This is a genomic window from Natrialba sp. INN-245, from assembly GCF_009807105.1.
Taxonomy (GTDB): Archaea; Halobacteriota; Halobacteria; order Halobacteriales; family Natrialbaceae; genus Natrarchaeobius; species Natrarchaeobius swarupiae.
Genome location: NZ_WUBV01000017.1, coordinates 144,144 through 161,964 on the forward strand (window position 1 = coordinate 144,144; position 17,821 = coordinate 161,964).

At 65.3% G+C, this 17,821-nt stretch carries 17 protein-coding genes; 10 read left to right on the top strand and 7 right to left on the bottom strand.

Annotation, left to right across the window (positions count from 1 at the left end; all coding sequences use genetic code 11):
* Positions 1 to 16: 16 nt before the first annotated feature.
* Complete coding sequence (locus tag GRS80_RS05545; RefSeq protein WP_343161463.1) at positions 17 to 1,816, bottom strand: hypothetical protein; 1,800 nt, start codon at positions 1,814 to 1,816, stop codon at positions 17 to 19.
* 355 nt (positions 1,817 to 2,171) lie between these two features.
* Here GRS80_RS05545 and GRS80_RS05550 point away from each other — a divergent pair, with 355 nt between their 5' ends.
* On the top strand, positions 2,172 to 3,518 hold the full coding sequence (locus tag GRS80_RS05550) for a hypothetical protein (protein ID WP_160046691.1): 1,347 nt from the start codon (positions 2,172 to 2,174) through the stop codon (positions 3,516 to 3,518).
* A 40-nt stretch (positions 3,519 to 3,558) separates the two neighbouring features.
* Here GRS80_RS05550 and GRS80_RS05555 read toward each other — a convergent pair whose 3' ends face one another.
* Together GRS80_RS05555 and GRS80_RS05560 are read right to left on the bottom strand one after the other, a co-directional pair.
* A complete protein-coding gene (locus tag GRS80_RS05555; protein ID WP_160046692.1) occupies positions 3,559 to 3,930 on the bottom strand; it encodes a hypothetical protein in 372 nt (123 codons plus the stop codon).
* 101 nt (positions 3,931 to 4,031) lie between these two features.
* Positions 4,032 to 5,624, bottom strand: coding sequence for an alkaline phosphatase family protein (locus tag GRS80_RS05560; protein ID WP_160046693.1), 1,593 nt, complete (start codon positions 5,622 to 5,624; stop codon positions 4,032 to 4,034).
* Between the two features lie 341 nt (positions 5,625 to 5,965).
* On the opposite strand from GRS80_RS05560, the gene GRS80_RS05565 reads away from it, so the two are divergent.
* The 6 genes from GRS80_RS05565 to GRS80_RS05590 all read left to right on the top strand — a co-directional run bounded on the left by GRS80_RS05565 (position 5,966) and on the right by GRS80_RS05590 (position 11,048).
* The gene (locus tag GRS80_RS05565; protein ID WP_160046694.1) at positions 5,966 to 6,940 is read left to right on the top strand and encodes a polysaccharide deacetylase family protein; all 975 of its coding nucleotides are present in this window, start codon (positions 5,966 to 5,968) and stop codon (positions 6,938 to 6,940) included.
* A gap of 197 nt (positions 6,941 to 7,137) precedes the next feature.
* Positions 7,138 to 8,241, top strand: coding sequence for a Gfo/Idh/MocA family oxidoreductase (locus GRS80_RS05570; RefSeq protein ID WP_160046695.1), 1,104 nt, complete (start codon positions 7,138 to 7,140; stop codon positions 8,239 to 8,241).
* Positions 8,238 to 9,209, top strand: a complete 972-nt coding sequence (locus GRS80_RS05575) for a DUF362 domain-containing protein (RefSeq protein ID WP_160046696.1) — start codon at positions 8,238 to 8,240, stop codon at positions 9,207 to 9,209. The genes GRS80_RS05570 and GRS80_RS05575 overlap by 4 nt, the downstream gene beginning before the upstream one ends.
* Complete coding sequence (locus GRS80_RS05580; RefSeq protein ID WP_160046697.1) at positions 9,199 to 10,167, top strand: NAD-dependent epimerase/dehydratase family protein; 969 nt, start codon at positions 9,199 to 9,201, stop codon at positions 10,165 to 10,167. Before GRS80_RS05575 ends, GRS80_RS05580 begins: the two co-directional genes overlap by 11 nt.
* 87 nt (positions 10,168 to 10,254) lie before the next feature.
* Positions 10,255 to 10,584, top strand: coding sequence for a ribbon-helix-helix domain-containing protein (locus tag GRS80_RS05585; protein WP_160046698.1), 330 nt, complete (start codon positions 10,255 to 10,257; stop codon positions 10,582 to 10,584).
* Positions 10,581 to 11,048, top strand: coding sequence for a hypothetical protein (locus GRS80_RS05590; protein WP_235019652.1), 468 nt, complete (start codon positions 10,581 to 10,583; stop codon positions 11,046 to 11,048). Before GRS80_RS05585 ends, GRS80_RS05590 begins: the two co-directional genes overlap by 4 nt.
* 25 nt (positions 11,049 to 11,073) lie before the next feature.
* Here the strand turns inward: GRS80_RS05590 and GRS80_RS05595 are convergent, their stop codons facing one another.
* Complete coding sequence (locus GRS80_RS05595; RefSeq protein ID WP_160046699.1) at positions 11,074 to 11,991, bottom strand: glycosyltransferase; 918 nt, start codon at positions 11,989 to 11,991, stop codon at positions 11,074 to 11,076.
* A 153-nt stretch (positions 11,992 to 12,144) separates the two neighbouring features.
* On the opposite strand from GRS80_RS05595, the gene GRS80_RS05600 reads away from it, so the two are divergent.
* Positions 12,145 to 13,275 carry a DUF354 domain-containing protein gene (locus GRS80_RS05600; protein ID WP_160046700.1) on the top strand — a complete coding sequence of 377 codons (1,131 nt, stop codon included), beginning with the start codon at positions 12,145 to 12,147 and terminating at the stop codon, positions 13,273 to 13,275.
* 78 nt (positions 13,276 to 13,353) lie between these two features.
* Here the strand turns inward: GRS80_RS05600 and GRS80_RS05605 are convergent, their stop codons facing one another.
* Positions 13,354 to 14,496 carry an FAD-dependent oxidoreductase gene (locus GRS80_RS05605; protein WP_160046701.1) on the bottom strand — a complete coding sequence of 381 codons (1,143 nt, stop codon included), beginning with the start codon at positions 14,494 to 14,496 and terminating at the stop codon, positions 13,354 to 13,356.
* Positions 14,497 to 14,577: 81 nt separating this feature from the next.
* Positions 14,578 to 15,561 (bottom strand): phosphomevalonate decarboxylase MvaD, encoded by a 984-nt coding sequence (mvaD, locus tag GRS80_RS05610; protein WP_160046702.1) that lies wholly within the window; start codon positions 15,559 to 15,561, stop codon positions 14,578 to 14,580.
* 200 nt (positions 15,562 to 15,761) lie between these two features.
* On the opposite strand from mvaD, the gene nth reads away from it, so the two are divergent.
* On the top strand, positions 15,762 to 16,445 hold the full coding sequence (nth, locus tag GRS80_RS05615; protein ID WP_160046703.1) for an endonuclease III: 684 nt from the start codon (positions 15,762 to 15,764) through the stop codon (positions 16,443 to 16,445).
* A gap of 146 nt (positions 16,446 to 16,591) precedes the next feature.
* A complete protein-coding gene (locus tag GRS80_RS05620) occupies positions 16,592 to 16,855 on the top strand; it encodes a hypothetical protein (protein WP_160046704.1) in 264 nt (87 codons plus the stop codon).
* Between the two features lie 45 nt (positions 16,856 to 16,900).
* Here the strand turns inward: GRS80_RS05620 and GRS80_RS05625 are convergent, their stop codons facing one another.
* Complete coding sequence (locus GRS80_RS05625; protein WP_160046705.1) at positions 16,901 to 17,668, bottom strand: NAD(+)/NADH kinase; 768 nt, start codon at positions 17,666 to 17,668, stop codon at positions 16,901 to 16,903.
* Between the last annotated feature and the right edge of the window lie 153 nt (positions 17,669 to 17,821).

Here is a 17,821-nt window from a genome sequence, read left to right on the forward strand (position 1 = left end):
AGACTGTTTTCCCCGCTCACTCGTCGTCGTCCTCGCTAACGACGGCATACATCTCGAACTCGTCGTTCGAAATCACCTTGTCGACGGCCGGATCCGACCCGACTCTCTCGAGTGACTGTTCGCTGTAGTGGAGTTCCTGATAGACTTCGATTTCCCGCGTGAGGTCGTACTCGGTGACGATCAGGTAGTAATCGAGACCGTGATACGCACCGGTGTAGTTCCCAGCCGCGAGTTCGTCGGGATCGGCTTCACCCGTCGCGGCCGTTGCGCCGCTCAGCGTCTCCTCGCCCTCGAGTCCGTGGAGGGCGTGGTCGTACCGGAACGGATCGTAGCCGACCGCCGCGTGCGAGTAGCCCTCGGCTCCATGCTCGAGCCCGGACTCGTAGCCGCTGAACTGCTCGTCAGTGACGTGCTGGCTGGGGTTGTAGATGAGCGGCGAGGCGTAGACGGTCATCAGTCCCAACACGAGGAGTGCAGCGAGACCCACCGACGCGACTGCGTTCGCACCGGGTCTCGTGATCACTCTCGAGAGGCCGCCGATCACGTGTGCGATCCCGATGGCACCGAGGATCGTCAGGAGGACGTAGATGAACCCGACCTGGCGGAAAGCCATCGTCGGCGTTCCGACGAAGTAAACGAGGAAGATCCCACCGAGGGGGATCAGGGCGATCGCGAGGTAGGTGACGAACGACGCCGCCTCGCGGTCGAGGGAGGTCCACCCGAGCCAGGTAACGAGGACGAACAGGGCGGCGACGACACCGACGATAGCCGCATCGAGGAACATCGTGACGAACAGCTCCTGAATACTGCCGCCGATCTCGGTCAGCGAGGCCCCACGCTGGTCGACTTCCGCGCTGGCACCGACGTCCGCTGTAAGGATCCCTTCGACGAGTCCGACGGCAGCGCTTCTGAACCGCTCGTTCGAGACCGTCCAGACGGCAAAGAGCGTCCCCAGGACGATCGTATGCGCGTACGTCGTCGGTTGATCGACCATCGGGTGATCGGAAAATCGCCACCGCGCGAGAAACTGAACGCCCGCGACCGCTCCGACGAGGACGACTACGTTTATCATCTGCTGGGGGTGGACGACCAGGAGTGCGATCCCCGAGAGATAGATGAGGGCGCTGTACGGCGAGAGGCCGAACGGCAATCGTTCGACCGTCGAGCGTCGCCGCAGGTACGCGACGAGCGCGAAGATGACGACCGGAACCAGAAACAACGCGTTGGAGTTCGAGTGGATGCCCATGTGGGTCGCGACGTTGTTGATCGGCAACACCATCCAGGAGACGATCGCCGCGACACCCACGGCTGCGGGGGATCCAGTCATCTCTCGGACCGTCAACGGGACGAAGATCAGGAACGGAACAAACAGGACGACGATAGTCAACAGCAACGCGCGCTCAACCGGAATGCCCCCGAGGAGGTGTAGAGTGGCTCCGAGCGAGTGAACGCCCGGGTAGATCAGTTCGTGGGGAGCCAACAACCCGTCGACGATATCCCTCGTCCATCCGAGGTGTGTCAACGCGTCGCCCATCCCCGAGAATCGATAGTTTCTGAGCACGGGAAGACTCACGATCGACGTAACCGTCGTCGCCCCGAGGACGATGCCGAGCGTCTGTGACCGGCCGCGGGCGGCGACCGCCGCAACGACGGACAGGCCGAGTGCGACCGCGAAACAGATCCACACAGTCGTCGGCGTGCCGGTGTAGATCGACGACTCGTACGACGTCGCCGGGTTCGCCCGCGCGAGGACGACTCCCGCAGCGAGTGCGAAGAACCCGAGCGCGAACGTCAGGTTCGACGCCGTCCGATTCACGCAAACCCACCCCAGCAACCAACGACTCTCGTATCCGTACGCATCTCTCGAGCGGAGGGTCACTGGACCCGGCGTTTGTTATAGTGACCTTATTCGACGGACCCGATCCACGCCTGACGGCGTCGAATTCGTGACCGCCGCCGGTTTCTGTGGGAATTTGCTCGAGCGAACGCGGCGACTTCGACCGCCGACCGGGAACGCGGTACGAACGTCGTACACCGGTAACGACTCGGTCTCGAATCGACGACGACGACGTATCCGGTGCTTTCACGTCGCCGTGATGATCAACGATTCTGCCCGTTTTTGTAGCGAGCCGTGATCGTCGGGACCGACGGTCACTGCCGTCTCCACACCAATGTCATCTATCGTCATCGACAGCATCACCGCAACGGGATCGACCCTCGAGTGCGACGTCAGGCCCTCGAAAGACCTCGAGCGCTTCTTCTCGGGGGAGCCGTTCAGGGTGGAGTACGACCGCTCGATCGAGGACGTTCCCGAGGGTGTCCTCGCGATTCCGGTCCTCTCGAACGTCTGCCCGCTCGCCTGGGCGAACGGCGCGGACGTCTACGTCGACGAGGTCGACGGACGGTTCGCGCGCGCCCTAGAGGACGTCAAAGCCTCGTTGCTCTCCATGCACGACTTTCTCGAGGGAGGAACGCTGTACGCACGGGAGACGATCGACGCTGAACCACCGGCAGTCGAGAGTTCCGCCGAACGGGACCACGGTCGATCGACCGACGCGGACAGCGCACTGCTCTTTACCGGCGGCGTCGACTCGACCTGTTCGTACGTCCGCCACCGCGAGGAGTCTCCGACGCTGGTCAGCATCCGCGGCTGGACGATCACGACGGACCGAGCCGACGACGAGAAGTGGAACAACCTCCGGGAACGCGTCTCGCGGTTCGCCGACGAGCGCGGCCTCGGGACCGCGTTCCTCGAGTCGAACGTCCTCTCGGCGATCGATCATCCGATGGTACTCGCACACTACAAACGGTTCGTCGACGGCGCGTGGTATAGCTCAGTCGGCCACGGACTCGGGTTGCTCGGTCTCTGTGCCCCGATGGCGTACGCACGCGGTATCTCGGAGCTGTACGTCGCGGCGACTCACTGGGAGGGCGTCGACCTCGAGTGGGGCTCCCGACCCGACATCGACGACTTCGTGCGCTGGAGCGGGACCCGGTGTCACCACGACGCCTACGACCTCACCAGACAGGAACGCCTCGACGTCATCGCCGACTACGTCGAGACCGACGCGCCGACGCTCGAACTCCAGACCTGTAACGTCCGGATGGACGGCAACTGTGGTCGCTGTGAGAAGTGTTATCGGACCGCCGTTGGCCTCCGACTGTCGGGACTCGAGCCGACGGCCCACGGCTACCCGTTCGACGAGACGGAGTACGCTCGGATCAGGCGCACGCTCGAGGGTGGCGAGTGGGAACTCGGCGAAGACGAGCGATACATGTGGGCGGACATTCGGGACCGCGTTCGCGAGACGACGCCCGAATCAGCCGTCGAGCGGGCCTTTTTCGAGTGGCTGGCCGACGCCGACCTCGAGGAGCTCGTCTCGGAGGCCGAACCGCCGCTGTCGGATCGACTCTTGCGCGCGGGCGCGAGAAACGTTCCGACGCGACTCTACAACGCGGCGTACCCGGCGGTAAAATCGGCGCGGACCGGACTCGAGCGCGTGCGTTCGGCGCGGTGACATCGCAGGGACACACTGACGAGCTGCCGGAGACGGGTCGCTACTCGTCGTCGGTTTCGTCCCGCACGCCGACCTCGATCGGACGGCCGTCCTCGTCCTCGTCTCTCCCGCCGCCGACCGGAATCTTGGTCCGTAACTCCGAGGCGAACGACTGGACCTGATCGATCATCGTCTGGACTTCCTCCTCGAACTCCTCGACCGACCGCTCGACGTAGTGTACCCGTTTGGACGGAATACGGCGGACGATATCGTATCCCTCGTCGTCCTCGTCGGTCTTGATGATCCAGTGGTCCTGGAAGTACGCCACGTGTTCGTTCGGAACCGTCTTCCGGACCGTCCCGTCGTCCGGTTCGTCGTATACGATCGTCGCCTCGCCGATGTCACGCTCGAGTTCGAGGTCATCGTCGACCATAGGACGGGATAGGAACGCGTCGCGGGTAGCTTCGGTGCTTGCGAGAACGCCGGTTCTTGCTTCGCGTACAGTCCGTCGACCAGGTCGATCTGGGAAGCGACTTATTCCATGTAGCCGAGCCCTTTCAGGCGGCTCTCGACGTCGGCGAAATCGTCGTGGACGTCGTCGTCTTCGTCGCGTCTCGAGACGTCGACTCGCTCGACTTTCGTACGAGACGGCTTCGCATCGGCCCGGAACGCATCGAAGAGGACGCGGCCGTCGGCGTTCGCAGGGACCGGTTGGCCGATTCCGTGGAGCAGCGTCGGGGCGACGTCGACGACGCGAGCGCCGCGGAGGGTCGCGCCGGCGTCGATCGTCGGGCCGCGACAGAGGACGATTCCCTGTTTCCGGTGGCTCGCGGCGTACGTTCCGGTGTCCCCGAACGGCTCGTCCGTGATCGCGTTTCGTGACTCGTAGCCGTCGACGCCGTTGACAACGAGGTCGGGCGAGTCGTCGTCCGTCGGGAACAGCTCGTCGCCGTCTTCGACGGTGAGAACTCGATTCCCGTCGTCGTCCGTGACCGATTCGAAGATCTCGATGAGCTCGTCTTTGACCGACGGGACGTCGACCGGCGAGACGACGCCGTGTTCGAACCGGTTGGTGTCGTTGATATAACAGTTCCCGGCACCGTGGACGAACGCGCGCGTTCGATCGTAGTCGACGTCGTAGAGGGCGTGATCCCCTGGGATCTGCTCGGCGACCGAGTCGACGAGTCCCCGTGGCAACGTCGAGACGAGCATCTCCTCGGAGATTCCGACCCGCTCTAAGACGTTCGTGATGCGCTCACGCGAGATTCCCAGACTCGCGAGCGCTCCCCTGGTGCCCTCGTCTTCGCGTCTGCAGAGGTACCCCTCCCGCTCGAGAACGTGATTGACGTAGACGAGTTCGTAAATCGGCCCGAAGCCGTGATCTGAGACGACGTAGAGGTCCGCGTCGTGGCGCTCGGTGTACTCCATCACCTCGCCGAGGAGGTCGTCGAGTTGCCGGTAGTGTGCGAGGAGCCGATCCAGATCCCAGGTAAGATGCTGGAATCGGTCGGGTGCGGTGTAGACGAAGAAAAACAGCTGCCAGTCGTCGTCGGCGCGTTCCATCTGGATGTCCATTACCTCGCGACGGTTCGCGAGCATCTCGTCGACGGCCTCCTCGAAGACGTCGAGCCGACCGGCGTACTCAGGATAGTCGAGACTGATCCGATAGTCGGGAACGCGCGACTCGATCTCGTCGCCGAGGTCGGGCGGATACGTGAACTCGCGCTCGGTCGAGGGTGTCATCATCCCGGAGACCATCGTTCCGTCGAGTTCGCGAACGGGGTAGGTCATCGGAACGTTCCCGACGTGGGCCGGCGAGAGCAGATCCCAGAGCGTCGGCTGTTTCAGATCCCGACTCGTATACATCTCGTGGCTATACTCAGCGGAGAGGTTCTGGAAGCCGTAGATACCGTGTTTGTCGGCCCAAACGCCGGTCGCGATCGACGGCCACGCGAGCGGCGTCGTCGGCGGACTGGTGCTTACGAGCGGACCGGATGCCCCTTCCTCACGCAGTCGCTCGAAGTTGGGGAGTTCGCCCCTGTCTGTCCACTGTTCGAGAAGGCTCCACGGGACGCCGTCGAGTCCGAGCACGAACGCTCGCTCGGACGTCGGAGTAGATGCACTCATGATTGTACTGAGAACGCCTGCTGTGGTGGAGGTGGCCGGATATCCGCTTTGTTATAGAGAGTGTTCACACCGATTGCGAACACAGACTGCGCCTGTTCGGCCTCCTTACCGTCGGATGCGCCGACTGTTCGCGAATTCTGGCACTCGCTTGCGACGATACAATACTCCGGGCGATCTCCGGGTGACTCGAGGCGAAAGCCGGAACGGAAGGACCACGGAGGCGGGGGTTCGTCCCGATCGGCGGACGGCCGTGATACGAGGCTACGTCGGAAAAAGCGAGCAATAACAAAACCGTCCGGTCGGTTGCGCTACGGATATGACTGTACGCCGTGGTGGGTCCGATGGGTAGCGTCGTCATCTCGCTCGATGCCGAACTCGGCTGGGGGTTTCACGACCTCGAGTCCCTGCCGGGCCGTCGCGTCGAAGCCGGCCGGCGCGGCTGGTCGACGATGCTCGAACTGCTCGAGACGTACGAGATTCCCGCGACCTGGGCGGTGGTCGGCCACCTCATGCTCGAGTCGTGTGACGGGAGACACGCTGACCATCCCGCACCGGACGAGTGGTTCGAGCGGGAACGGACGACGTGGCGCGACCGCGAGGACCTCCGATTCTGTCCCGATCTCGTCACCGACCTCCTCGAGTCCGACGTCGACCACGAGTTCGCCAGCCACTCGTTTTCGCACGTCCTCTTCGATCGGCCGGAGACGGACGCCGAGATCGCCGCGGCCGAACTCGAGCGAAGCGTGGAGATCGCCGCTGACTGGGGGCTCTCGATCGACTCGTTCGTCTATCCGCGAAACGGTGTCGGCCACCGGGACGTGCTGGCGGAGTACGGCGTACGTGCGTATCGTGGCCGGTCGCCAACCGGCGACGGCGTGTGGGGATTGCTCGATTCGACGATCCGCGACCGGTCCATGCTGGTCGAGCCGACGATCGACGAGTACGGGCTGGTCGACGTTCCGGCGTCGTTGTTCCTGTTCGGGTTCGAGGGGCCAGCACGCACCGTCGCAGAGTCGATCTGGCGGGATCCGATGGTCGTCCAGGTGCGCCGCGGTATCGACGAGGCGGTCCGACGCGACGGGGTCTTCCACATGTGGCTTCATCCGAACAACCTCGTCGGCAAACAGGACGACCGGCGGATGCGGGCGATCCTCGAGTATCTCGACCGCCGACGGTCGGAAACCGATCTCCGCGTCGAGACGATGAACCGTATCGCCCAGCGCACCGTCGACGGCAACGTCACGACTGCGAGCGACGCCGACGGCGGCGTGATCTCGGTCTCTCGGCCGGCACCGGCGAGTCGATCGAACGATTGATTTCGGCTCGATCCGCCCGCCCAGTGTAGTTTCGTCTTACCGTCTCCGAGACCGACTGTCAGCGCTGTTGATCGGTCCGGTCGTCGATCCGAACCACAGCCGATTCCGACGGCAGGTCGCTGTACGATCACGAATACGAGGACGTCGGTTCTGTACGGCGATGATAACAAAGCCCGACGCCACCCCGTCTCCGACAGATGAATACGGCACTTCTCTCGCGGTTGACGGAGTCAGATTCGCTCGCCGTGGGCGTACTCGGGGTTGGAAACATCGGCACTGTCCATCTGAAATCGGCGCTGGTCATGCCCGGCGTGGACGTCCGTGCGGTCGCGGACGCCCGATCGGAGAACCGAGCCCGGGCGAAACGCGCCGGCGTCTCGCGGACGTACGACGATTACGCCACGCTCCTCGAGTCGGAGGATCTCGACGCCGCGGTCGTCGCACTCCCTCCGTTTCTCCACGCCGACGCCGTCGAGCAGGCCGCTGCGGCCGGCGTCGACGTCTTCGTCGAGAAACCCCTGGCCCGCTCGAGCGAGGAAGCCGACAGGATGCTCGAAACGGCCGCTGAAGCGAGGATCACCGTCGGCGTCGATCACACGCTCCGCTACCAGCCCGACGTAGTTGGAGTCAAGGAGGCCTACGAGGACGGTCGCGTCGGTCACGTGCCGTACGCGTCGATCACGCGGCTCAACGACGGCGCCCTCGGTCGACCGCCGGTGACGGACTCACCGCCGGAGTGGCCACTCGACGCCGATGCGGCCGGGGGCGGCTCGTTGCTCGAACTCGGAATTCACTGTTTCGACGTCCTCGAGTGGCTGTTCGGCGACCTCGAGGTCGAGAGCGCGGCGATCGGCGAGACACTCGAGTTACCCGTCGAGGACGCCGCGACGGTACTCTTGCGTGCGCCGGAGACCGAGACGACGATCACGCTTCACTGTGGCTCCTACCAGTGGGAACAGCTCCCAGAGGTCAACACGCGACTCCGCCTTGAGGGCGTGACGGGGACGATCGCCAACGAGGAGTACCTCCCGGAGAACTTCTATGCGAGTGCCGCCAAATCCGCGATCGGAAACGTCGCCGGTCGGGTGACCGGAGACGACCCGGACGTCTTCGGCCCGACGTTCTACCTCCGGGCACACTACGATGCCCTGGCTGCGTTTTTCGACGCCATCCGGAACGACGAACGGCCGCCCGTCGATGGCCGCGACGGCAAGCGGACGCTCGAGCTCGCCGAAGCCGCCTATGAGTGTGCCAAACCGACCGGATCGAACGATCTCGAGGCGACGGAGGTGACGCTATGAGTGATGACCACGGGAGCCACGGCCGCGTTCGCGCGGCCGCCGTCGACGCCGCCGACCGAACCGGTAGCTGGATCCCCGACGTCGACGCGCGGATGGCGACGTTCGAGTCGTCGCTTTCGGCGGTCCTCGAGCCGTCGATCGACTCGCTCGAGGCCGCCGATCGAATCGCCGTCGTTCCCGACGTCCACTACCCCTTTCACCCGTCGACCGGGATGGTGACCGATCCGGCACTGCTCGGCGCGCTCGTCGCTCACCTCGAGCGTCGGGGCGACGCCGAAATCGACGTCTGCGGTGCCGGCACCGGAATCGACGCCGAGCGAACCGCCGCCTACCTCGGCTATCCGGCCGTTCTCGAGCGGTTCGACGCGACGTTTTCGGGGATCGACGACGAGACGAGCCGGACCAGGGTCGTTCGATCCGTCGACGATCGGTCGGTTCCGTTCGCGGTGCCGACCGACCTCCTCGAGCGCACCGTGGTCGTCGTCCCGACGCTCAGGCCGACCGAGTCGGGGGCAGTCGCTGGCGGCATGCGGACCCTCGCAGCGCTCGGCGAGGGGACGGACGATCCGGACGCAACGGCAGTCGCGGCCGCCGACATCGTCGATCCCACGCTCTCGATCCTTGACGCCACGACCGCCTACGGCGGGACGCCACACGCGGCGAACGCGATATTCGCCGGTCCGACAGCGCCAACCGACGCCGTCGCCGCTTCGCTTCTCGGCCGGTCGATCGACGAGGAGCCCGCGGTCTCACTCGCGCTCGAGGACGGGGCGAGAATCGACGTCGAACGCGTCGGGCCGGAGGCGCGAACGCTCGACGTCGAGGCAATCGGCGATCGGCTCTCCGGGGGCGAGTTACCGCCGAAAGGAGATATGCATCCGATAGTGACCGCAGCCTACCGACTGTACGCCGCGGCCGGGCGCGACGCCGTCCCACCGCAACTCGAGGGAGTGAGCGATGCCGACTGACGTCGCGGCGGTCACCGGCGCGACGGGGTTTCTCGGGGGCCACCTCTGTGAGCGACTGCTCGAGGAGGGGTGGGACGTTCGGGGACTCAGCCGTCCGACCTCAGATCGAAACGGGCTGGAGGGCGTCGACTGGTACGTCGGAGACGTGTTCGAAGACGAGACCCTCCGAGCGCTCGTCGACGGGGTCGACGCCGTCTTCCATCTCGCCGGCGTCGGGCTCTGGAGTGCCGGCCCGAAGACCGTCGAGCGGGTCAACCGCGACGGGACGGCGACGCTGCTGTCGGCCTGTCGCGATTCGGACGTCGGCCGGCTTGTCTTCACCAGCACCGCGGGCACCCGCCGGACCAACGGGACGAAGCGCTTCGCCGACGAGACGGACGTTGCCGAACCGATCGGTGCCTACCAGTCCTCGAAAGCCGCAGCCGAACGACTGGTCGACCGGTACGCCGAGGACGACGGCGATGCGGTGACGGTTCACCCCACTTCGATCTTCGGCCCCGGCGACGACTCCTTTACCCCACAGTTGCTCGCGATGGGCCTCGAGCCGACGATGCCCGCCTACCTCCCGGGCGGACTGAGCGTCGTCGGCGTCTCGGACGTCGTCGATGGCCTACTTTCGGCCTACGCCGCCGGCACGCGTGGCGACCACTACATCCTCGGCGGCGAGAACCTCACCTACGACCGGGCGGCCGAACGGATCGCCGACCACGCGGGTGGCTCCCCCGCACGCGTTCCCGTTCCGTCGACGGCGATCCACGCCGCCGGCCCAGTCGCCGAGGTCGTCGACGCCGTCGCCGACAGGCGAGTGTTTCCCTTCGACCGGCGGATGGCCCGTCTCGCGACCAGCGAACTCTTCTACAGCTCGCAGAAAGCCCACGAGGAACTGGGCTACGAGTACGAACCGCTCGAGGCGCACCTGCCGGAGACGGTGGCGTGGTACCGGTCGCCGAACGGGTGAACTGCCACGGGACCATGTCGAGAGACGATCGATCTTTCCATCGAGGATGTCCGCATCTTTATTTGGCTGTACTACTATAGTATTACCATGAAGTACGCCAACGTTAGCGTCAAATTCCCTACAGAGCTCGACCGGGAACTCGAGCAGTTTCTCGAAGAGACCGGCGTCTACACGAACAAGAGCGAGTTCATCAAGGAGTCCGTCCGTCACCACCTGATCGAACTGAACGACGAGCCAGCTATCGCCGCACTTCGCGTCGAACAGCTACTCGCTCGCGCCGAACAGGAGCCGGTGAGCGACGACGAGCTACACGCCCGCCTCGACGACCTTCGCCAGCGTGTCGACGAAGAGGGGGTTGCGGATTCGATCGAAACCGCTCGTAGCGAAACAGCCGACGACTACGTCGATCACGCGTGAAGATCCTCGATACGAACCTCTGGGTTTTCGGAACGGTCGGGACGAGCGATCGAGCGACACAGCTTCTCGACGAGATCGAACGTGGCGACACGGTATCGGCTGTCAGTGCATATATGGTACAGGAGGCCCTCAAGGCGTTCGATCGAATGCCCGGATTGACAGCGAGGGAACGTGACGAACTGAAGACGTTGTTCTTGACCCGACTTACCCGCATGACCGGACTCATCGAAGCCCCTTCGAGTCGTGACTTTGCCGATTCATTGCTCGACGAACGCCGAGCAAGCCTTCACACACAATCGCTCGCCAGGATCACCGGTGTCCAGCCAAAAGACATCCCGATCGTCGTTCTGGCATTCGAGCATCGGGATCGAAAACCGTCGATTCTTACCAACGACGCGGAGTTCGCCGCGTTCGATCCAGCCAATTATAGTTTGCCAGAACTCACTCTCGAGCACGTCGACTGACGGTTTTTCGAGGCACCCTCCTGATTTAGACGACTCGTTCGTACACCTCGAGCATCCGCGTCGCCGTTCGGTCGAGGCTCACCTCGCGGGCGGCGTCCCGACCGTTCGATCGCTCGCCGTGCTCGAGGATCTCCCGAAGCCCGTCGACCAGTTCCTCATCGTCGTCGCTCACGCAGGAGGGGGAGACCCCCTCGAGCCGGTCGCTGACGTCGCCGACGCCGGTTGCGACGACCGGAAGGTTACAGGCGAGAGCCTCCTTCACGGAGTTCGGCGATCCCTCGCTGTCGGAGGTCAACAACAGCGCGTCGGCGGCGTTCATGTAGTCCGGAATCGTTTCGTGATCGACGTCGTAGACCGTTCGGAGCCTGACCGGCCGGTCGACCAGTCCGTTGACCGCGTTGACGATCCGGCGAGCGCGGGGGTAGTTTTTCACCGTCCGCTTCGGCGTGTACGGAAACAGCACCTGGTGCTCGTCGTCGGCCCAGCCGACCGCCTCGCGTGCGTCCCGCCTGGGGCCGGGCTGGAACTTCTCGAGGTCGACGCCGTCCGGGACGACCGTACACTCGCGTCCGAGATACTGGCGCATCTCCTCGGACATGACGACCACCTCGTCACAGATCGGAACGCAGGCGCGGCTGAGCGGCTCGATCGGGCCGTAGAGGTCCGATCCCCACAGCGAGAGCACGACCGGCTTGCGACACTGTGCGAGTCCCATCGGCGCCGTCAGCCCGTAGTGGGCGTGGATCAGATCGTAGCCGTTCGTCGACTCGCGGAGGACCGACGGGAAGAATCGGAGGTAGTCGATCGGCGTCCGCGAGTGGCCCGCGCGGCCGTCGCCGGAGACCGAAAGCGTCGAAAACGAGACGCCGCGGCGCTCTAAGATTCGCATCTGCTCGTTCATGAACGGCGCGTCGTCGTTCGTCGTCAGCGCGAGCACGTGCATCCGGGTCGGGGAGTGAAACCGCCCGACGACGCTTCGTTATCCGTCCCTTTTTCCGACACGTCTCCTCGCGGCGAATGGCCCGGTATCGCCGCCGACCCACGTTCGTTTGTACGTGTACGATTACAAAGCACGCGCGGCGGGAATCCACCCTCGATGCGGATTCTCGTCTTCGCTAACACGCCCGCGCACGTTCACCTCTATCGCCACGCGGCTGATCGCCTCGAGGACGCCGGCCACGACGTCCTCGTCCTGACCAGGGAGTACGCCTGTACGACCGACCTACTCGAGTTCTACGGGATGGCCTACCGGCGCTACGGCCGACACGAGACGACGGCGCCGTCGAAGCCACAACTGGCCCGCGAACTCGGCGAGCAGGCCGCTCGAATCGTCGGCGAGAGCCTTCGATTCCGACCAGACGTCGTCTTCGGGCGGGGCCCCTACGCCGCCCTCGCCGGGACGGTGACCCGGACGCCGACCGTGTTGGTACTCGACGATGAACCGGGCGATTTCAACCACACCGTCTCCAGGCCCTTCGCCGACTGCATCATCTCGCCGGCGGTCACTCGCCGCGACCTCGGCGACGACCACTACACGTTCGACGGCTTCAAGGAGTGTGCGTATCTCCACCCCGACGTCTTCGAACCGGACGGCGCCGTCCGGGAGTACCTCGGGGTCGGTCCCGACGAGCCGTACGCGTTGGTTCGATTCAACGGCCTCGACGCGCTCCATGACGCCGGACTCGAGGGCTTTATGCGCGAGCAACGTCGCGACCTGCTCGAGCGCCTGAGCGACCGAGCGACCGTCTTCGTCTCGGACGAGGGCGGCGAGATGAACCTCCGTGAGCACCCCGCTCGCGAGTACGGCCTCCATCCGGCGTTGATCCACGACGCGATGGCCGAGGCGTCGTTACTGGTCGCCGACACCGGGACAATGGTCAACGAGGCCGCCTTGCTGGGGACGCCCGCGCTCCGATATCGGGGAACCGACGACCACGAGTACGGCGAGTTCCGCGAACTCGAGCGCGTCGGTCTCGCCGAACAGTTCGACGACTACGAGGCGATCCGCGATCGCTCGCTCGAGTTGGTGGCCGACGAGACCGCACCCGACCGCTGGGCGACGCGACGACGCGAGTACGTCGGCGATCTGGTGAACCTGACCGACCTGCTCGTCGACGTCGCACAAGCCGGCGGCTCGCTCGAGCGCGTGACGCCGTCGACGCGACGAGCGCTACAGGCGAACTCGTTGGTTGGAGGGACGAACGCGCGGTCGTCGTCGTCCGACTGACGGCCACCCAATTCGACGATCCCGACGGACCGTCGTCACGACTGCTACCGGTGTCGCGGATCGAGTTCATCGCGACCGTTACCGGTGTCGCGGATCGAGTTCGTCTCGAGCGCGGCCGAGCGCAGTCCTCCTCGCGCCGACCGCGGAGAGGTAGCCGACGCCGACGGTCGATTTGAGCGCCTTCGCCCCACGGCCCGTGAGTACCGCGGGGCCGACCTGTGCGACGGCATCGTCACCGACGCTGACGAGCCAGCCCGGCGAGTGAAAGCTGAACGACTCCATTCGGGGCTCGACGCCGTCGCTCTCGTCACGGGCCGCCTCGACGACCCGTGTTACGTTGGTCGCGGCCGTTCGAGCCTGCCGGACCGCCGCCTGCGCACTCGCCGGGACCGTCTCGCCGTCGGCGTCGACGACGGTTGCGGCGTCACCCAGCGCGAACGTCCGGTCGTCGAGCCGGAGGTCGTCCGCGACCGTCGGACGCTCCCCCTCGAACGCGTCCGGCCCTCGAATACCGCCGGTCCAGACGAACTGGTCGAACGGAACCGACTCACCGCTCTCGAGGTGAACGGCCCGGTCGTCCGCCGACGCGACGGTCGCGTCGGTCCGAACCTCGACGCCGGCGTCGTCGAGCGCGTCGGCGACGGCTCGCTGGAAGTTCGCGGGAAACGACGGCGCGACGGACGGAAACTGCTCGACGATCGTCACCGTCGCCTCGGCGCGGCGTTCGCGAGCGAGCGCCGCCAGTTCGCCGGCGACCTGGACCCCCGAGAGCCCCGCACCGCCGACGACGATCCGCGGGTGATCCTCGCCGAGGACCTCGAGCGCTCGGTTGCGGATCCGAAACGCGTCCGAGAGTCGCTTGAGCGGCGTCGCGTGCTCGCGAACCCCTTCGAGGCCGTAGAAGGCGGTCCGTGCGCCGAGACAGATCGCCGCGACGTCGTACTCGAGTCTCCCTTTCGAAAGGGAGACGATCCGCTCGTCTCGATCGATCCGCTCGACCCGACCGACCCGGACGGCCGCGCGCTCGAGAACGTTGGGGAGGGAGATCGTGATCTCCTCGGCGAGTTCGGGTCGACGGACGACCCGGTGAAGTTCGTGTTGAACGAGGTGATCCGGCGACCGATCGACGAGCGTAAGCGCGACGTCTTCGGGGAGCTCACGCTCGAGCGAGCGGGTGAGGGTGAGCCCCGCGTACCCCGCGCCGAGAACGACGACGTGCATACGACCGGGTACGGACTCGAGATGTATAGCGATTGATGTGCTCGAGCGGCGTCCGGAGCGGTTGCGGTGGGTCAACAGCGTCTAGAACAGGTGGTCGTCCTCCTCGAGCAGGCGGGCGGGGCCGCCGACGTCCCAGGTGGTCGTCGAGACGCCGCAGTCGGCGATCTCCTCCTCGACGAACTCGGCGTGTTCCTCGGTCGTGTTGACGTAGACGCTCGCGCCCGTATCGGTCGAGAAGTAGACCGGAATGTCCTCTTCCTCGCGGAGTTCGCGAACGCGGTTGAAGACCGCGAGGGTGGCCGGCTGCCAGTAGACCCACCCTGAGGGACCGGTCATCGTCGTCGCGGCCAGCGACAGCGAATCCTGTTCGGCGAGTTCGAACGCGCGGTCGAACTCGTCGTTGCGGAGCGCGTCGCGCATCTCGACGATCTGGTCCTGGACGTGTGCCCGACGAGCGTCGAACATGTGGCTGTCCGTCGCCTCCGCGTGGGCGTCCTCGGTCTCCTTGTGGTAGGGAACGAGACCGACGACGATCTTTAAGTTCTCGTGAAGGTCCGTCGGAATGCGCCGGGAGTGACAGTCCTCGTCGTTCAATCCGGCGTCGAGTTGGGAGAACGCGCCCGTGACCGCTCGAGCGGCCGAGGCAGAGCCGACGCGGGCGATCGTCGAAATCTCGGGCAGCGAGAGATCGAGTTCGGCCGCCTCCGCGAGCGCCACTGCGGCGGCCGCGAATCCGGACGAGGAAGAGCCCAGTCCGACGTTCGAGGGGAAGCTGTTCTCGCTCTCGAGGCGGACGGGGTAGACCGTGTGGGCGGCGTCGGACATCGATCGAGCCTTCTCGACGACGGCCTCGACCCGCTCGAACGCACGCCCCTCGAGTTCCTCGCCGTCGACGACGTAGGTGTCTTCGTCGTAGTCCATCGAGAACTCGACGGTCGTCCGGGTGTGACTCGGTGCCGTACAGAGGCTGATGCTGTCGTGATAGGGGAGGCGCTCGATGTCGTCGCGCATCCCGTGGTACTTCACCAGCCCCTGGATCGGGTGGGCCATCGCGGTTGCTTTCATACCCACACACGTGAGTGAAGGCCGCTTAAATGTCACGGCATTCCGACCGACCGTTCTCGACCGACGGTCACCGGTGAAATCACCGCTCGAGGGACGGCCGTCCGCGACACGCAAAGAAGCCGACTGCAGGGAGTCGAGAGCCGACAACGGGGCGATCCGGAACCCGAACGCTCAAAAGAGGCCGCTCCAACCACTCCTCTATGGGAACCCCACGCGAGACGCGGACGGAACAAGCCGAGGCGGTCGTCGACCGGCTCGAGGAAGCCTACCCCGACTCGACGATCTCGCTTCGCTACTCGGATCGCCTCGAGTTGCTGATCGCGGTGATCCTCTCGGCGCAGTGTACGGACGAGCGAGTCAACCAGGAGACCGAACAGCTCTTCGAGACGTACGACGGACCGGAAGCGTACGCGAACGCCCCGCAGGCGGAACTCGCGGAGGCGCTGAACTCGATCACCTACTACAACAACAAGGCGAAGTACATCCGCAGCGCCTGCGAGACGATCGTCGAGGAGTACGACGGCGAGGTACCCGACACGATGGACGAGCTGACGGACCTCTCGGGTGTCGGCCGGAAGACGGCGAACGTCGTCCTCCAGCACGGCCACGACGTCGTGGAAGGAATCGTCGTCGATACGCACGTCCAGCGACTCTCGCGGCGGCTGGGACTCACCGACGAGGAGTACCCCGAACCGATCGAACAGGAGCTGATGGAGATCGTTCCGGAGGGGTACTGGCAGCAGTTCACCCACCTCTGTATCGATCACGGTCGGGCGACCTGTACGGCGCGAAATCCCGACTGTGCCGACTGCGTTCTCGCGGACATCTGCCCCTCCGAGAAAGGCGACTCCGAGGTCGACCTCGCCGCCGGCGAACCCTGGTAACGCCGAGAATCGACGGGCCGACAAGCCGCTGACTACAGGCCACGATGGGTGCCTGCGACGGACCCACGACGGCTCCACGCTCGAGGCCGACCGTCGCAAGCCCAACGCCTTTTCCGCAACTCCCGATACCCTCAGTCGGGATCACTATGTCCGACAACACCGACACCAATTCCGACGAGCGAACCGAGACGGGCACAGACGAGCACGGACGCGACGTCGAACTCGCCCGCGAGAATCCGGAGGAGGACGAAGACGAAGGGCTCTCCGAGGCCGAAACGGAAGCGCGAGAGCGCCAGGACGAGCAACAGCGTCGCCAGGACATCGAACACAAATCGACACAGCGCGAGGCCGATGCCCTCGAGAACGCGAACCCCGACCACCACCGGGACGAGGAACCGTACAACAGTTAATCGCGTGTCGAATGCGATCCGACGATTCGTTTTCGCCTCCCGCGATCAGCCTCGCTCGTCTGTTGACTCCGGAATGACGACGGTCGAGAGCGTTCCGTCAGCGGTGATCGAGACTCGTTCACCCGCCGAGATCCGTTCGACCGTGCGGTCGTCGACACAGAGGACGACCGGAGGTTGATCCCGTTCGACCGACAGCGCCACCCCGTCGTTCGGAAGGACCCATCGACACGTCTGCGTGACAAACGGTGCGATCGGAACGACGACGACGCCCTCGACTGCCGTGGAGAGCAGTGGGCCGTCGATCGTCTCGGCGTAGCCGTGACTCCCCGCAGGCGTTGCGGCGACGACGCCATCGGCACGAAACTGGGCGACCGACTCCTCGCGGCTCGAGACGCTATACTCCGAGATCTGTGCCGGTTCAGCGGTGACGAGCGCGACGTCGAACAGCGCACGTTCGCTGTTCCCGCTCGGAGTCTCGACGACGAGTACCGGATTCGTCCGGAGGTGTCCGTCGCCGCGGAAGACCGATTCGAGCGCGCCCACGACGTCGTTGGGATCGACGGCGGCGATCCCGGGGACGTCGCAGACCGGCAATACCGGAACGTCGGGCTTGGCGTCGGCGACCGCGGCGACTGCCGAGTCACCGACGGCGACGATCGTCGAGGGATCGGCCTCGAGAACCTCCGCGGGCGGGCCGGAGACGACGCTCGTTCCAGCGGCCTCGAGGTCGCTCGGCTCGAGGTCGTTCTCGAAATCGCTTTCGACGAACCCGACCGGGGACGTGGGGTCCGGTCGCCACGCGTCACCCTCCATTGGGTACTCGTTGCCAGGGATCGGACAAAAGGGTGCGGATTCGGTGTGCGGGGTCAACCTGGCGACGAGGCACGAGCGGGCTGAGGGGGTGGCTAATCCGACGCCCGTCCGCGGAGGGTAATTCTCAAGGCGACTGGCCGGAAAGAACCCGGT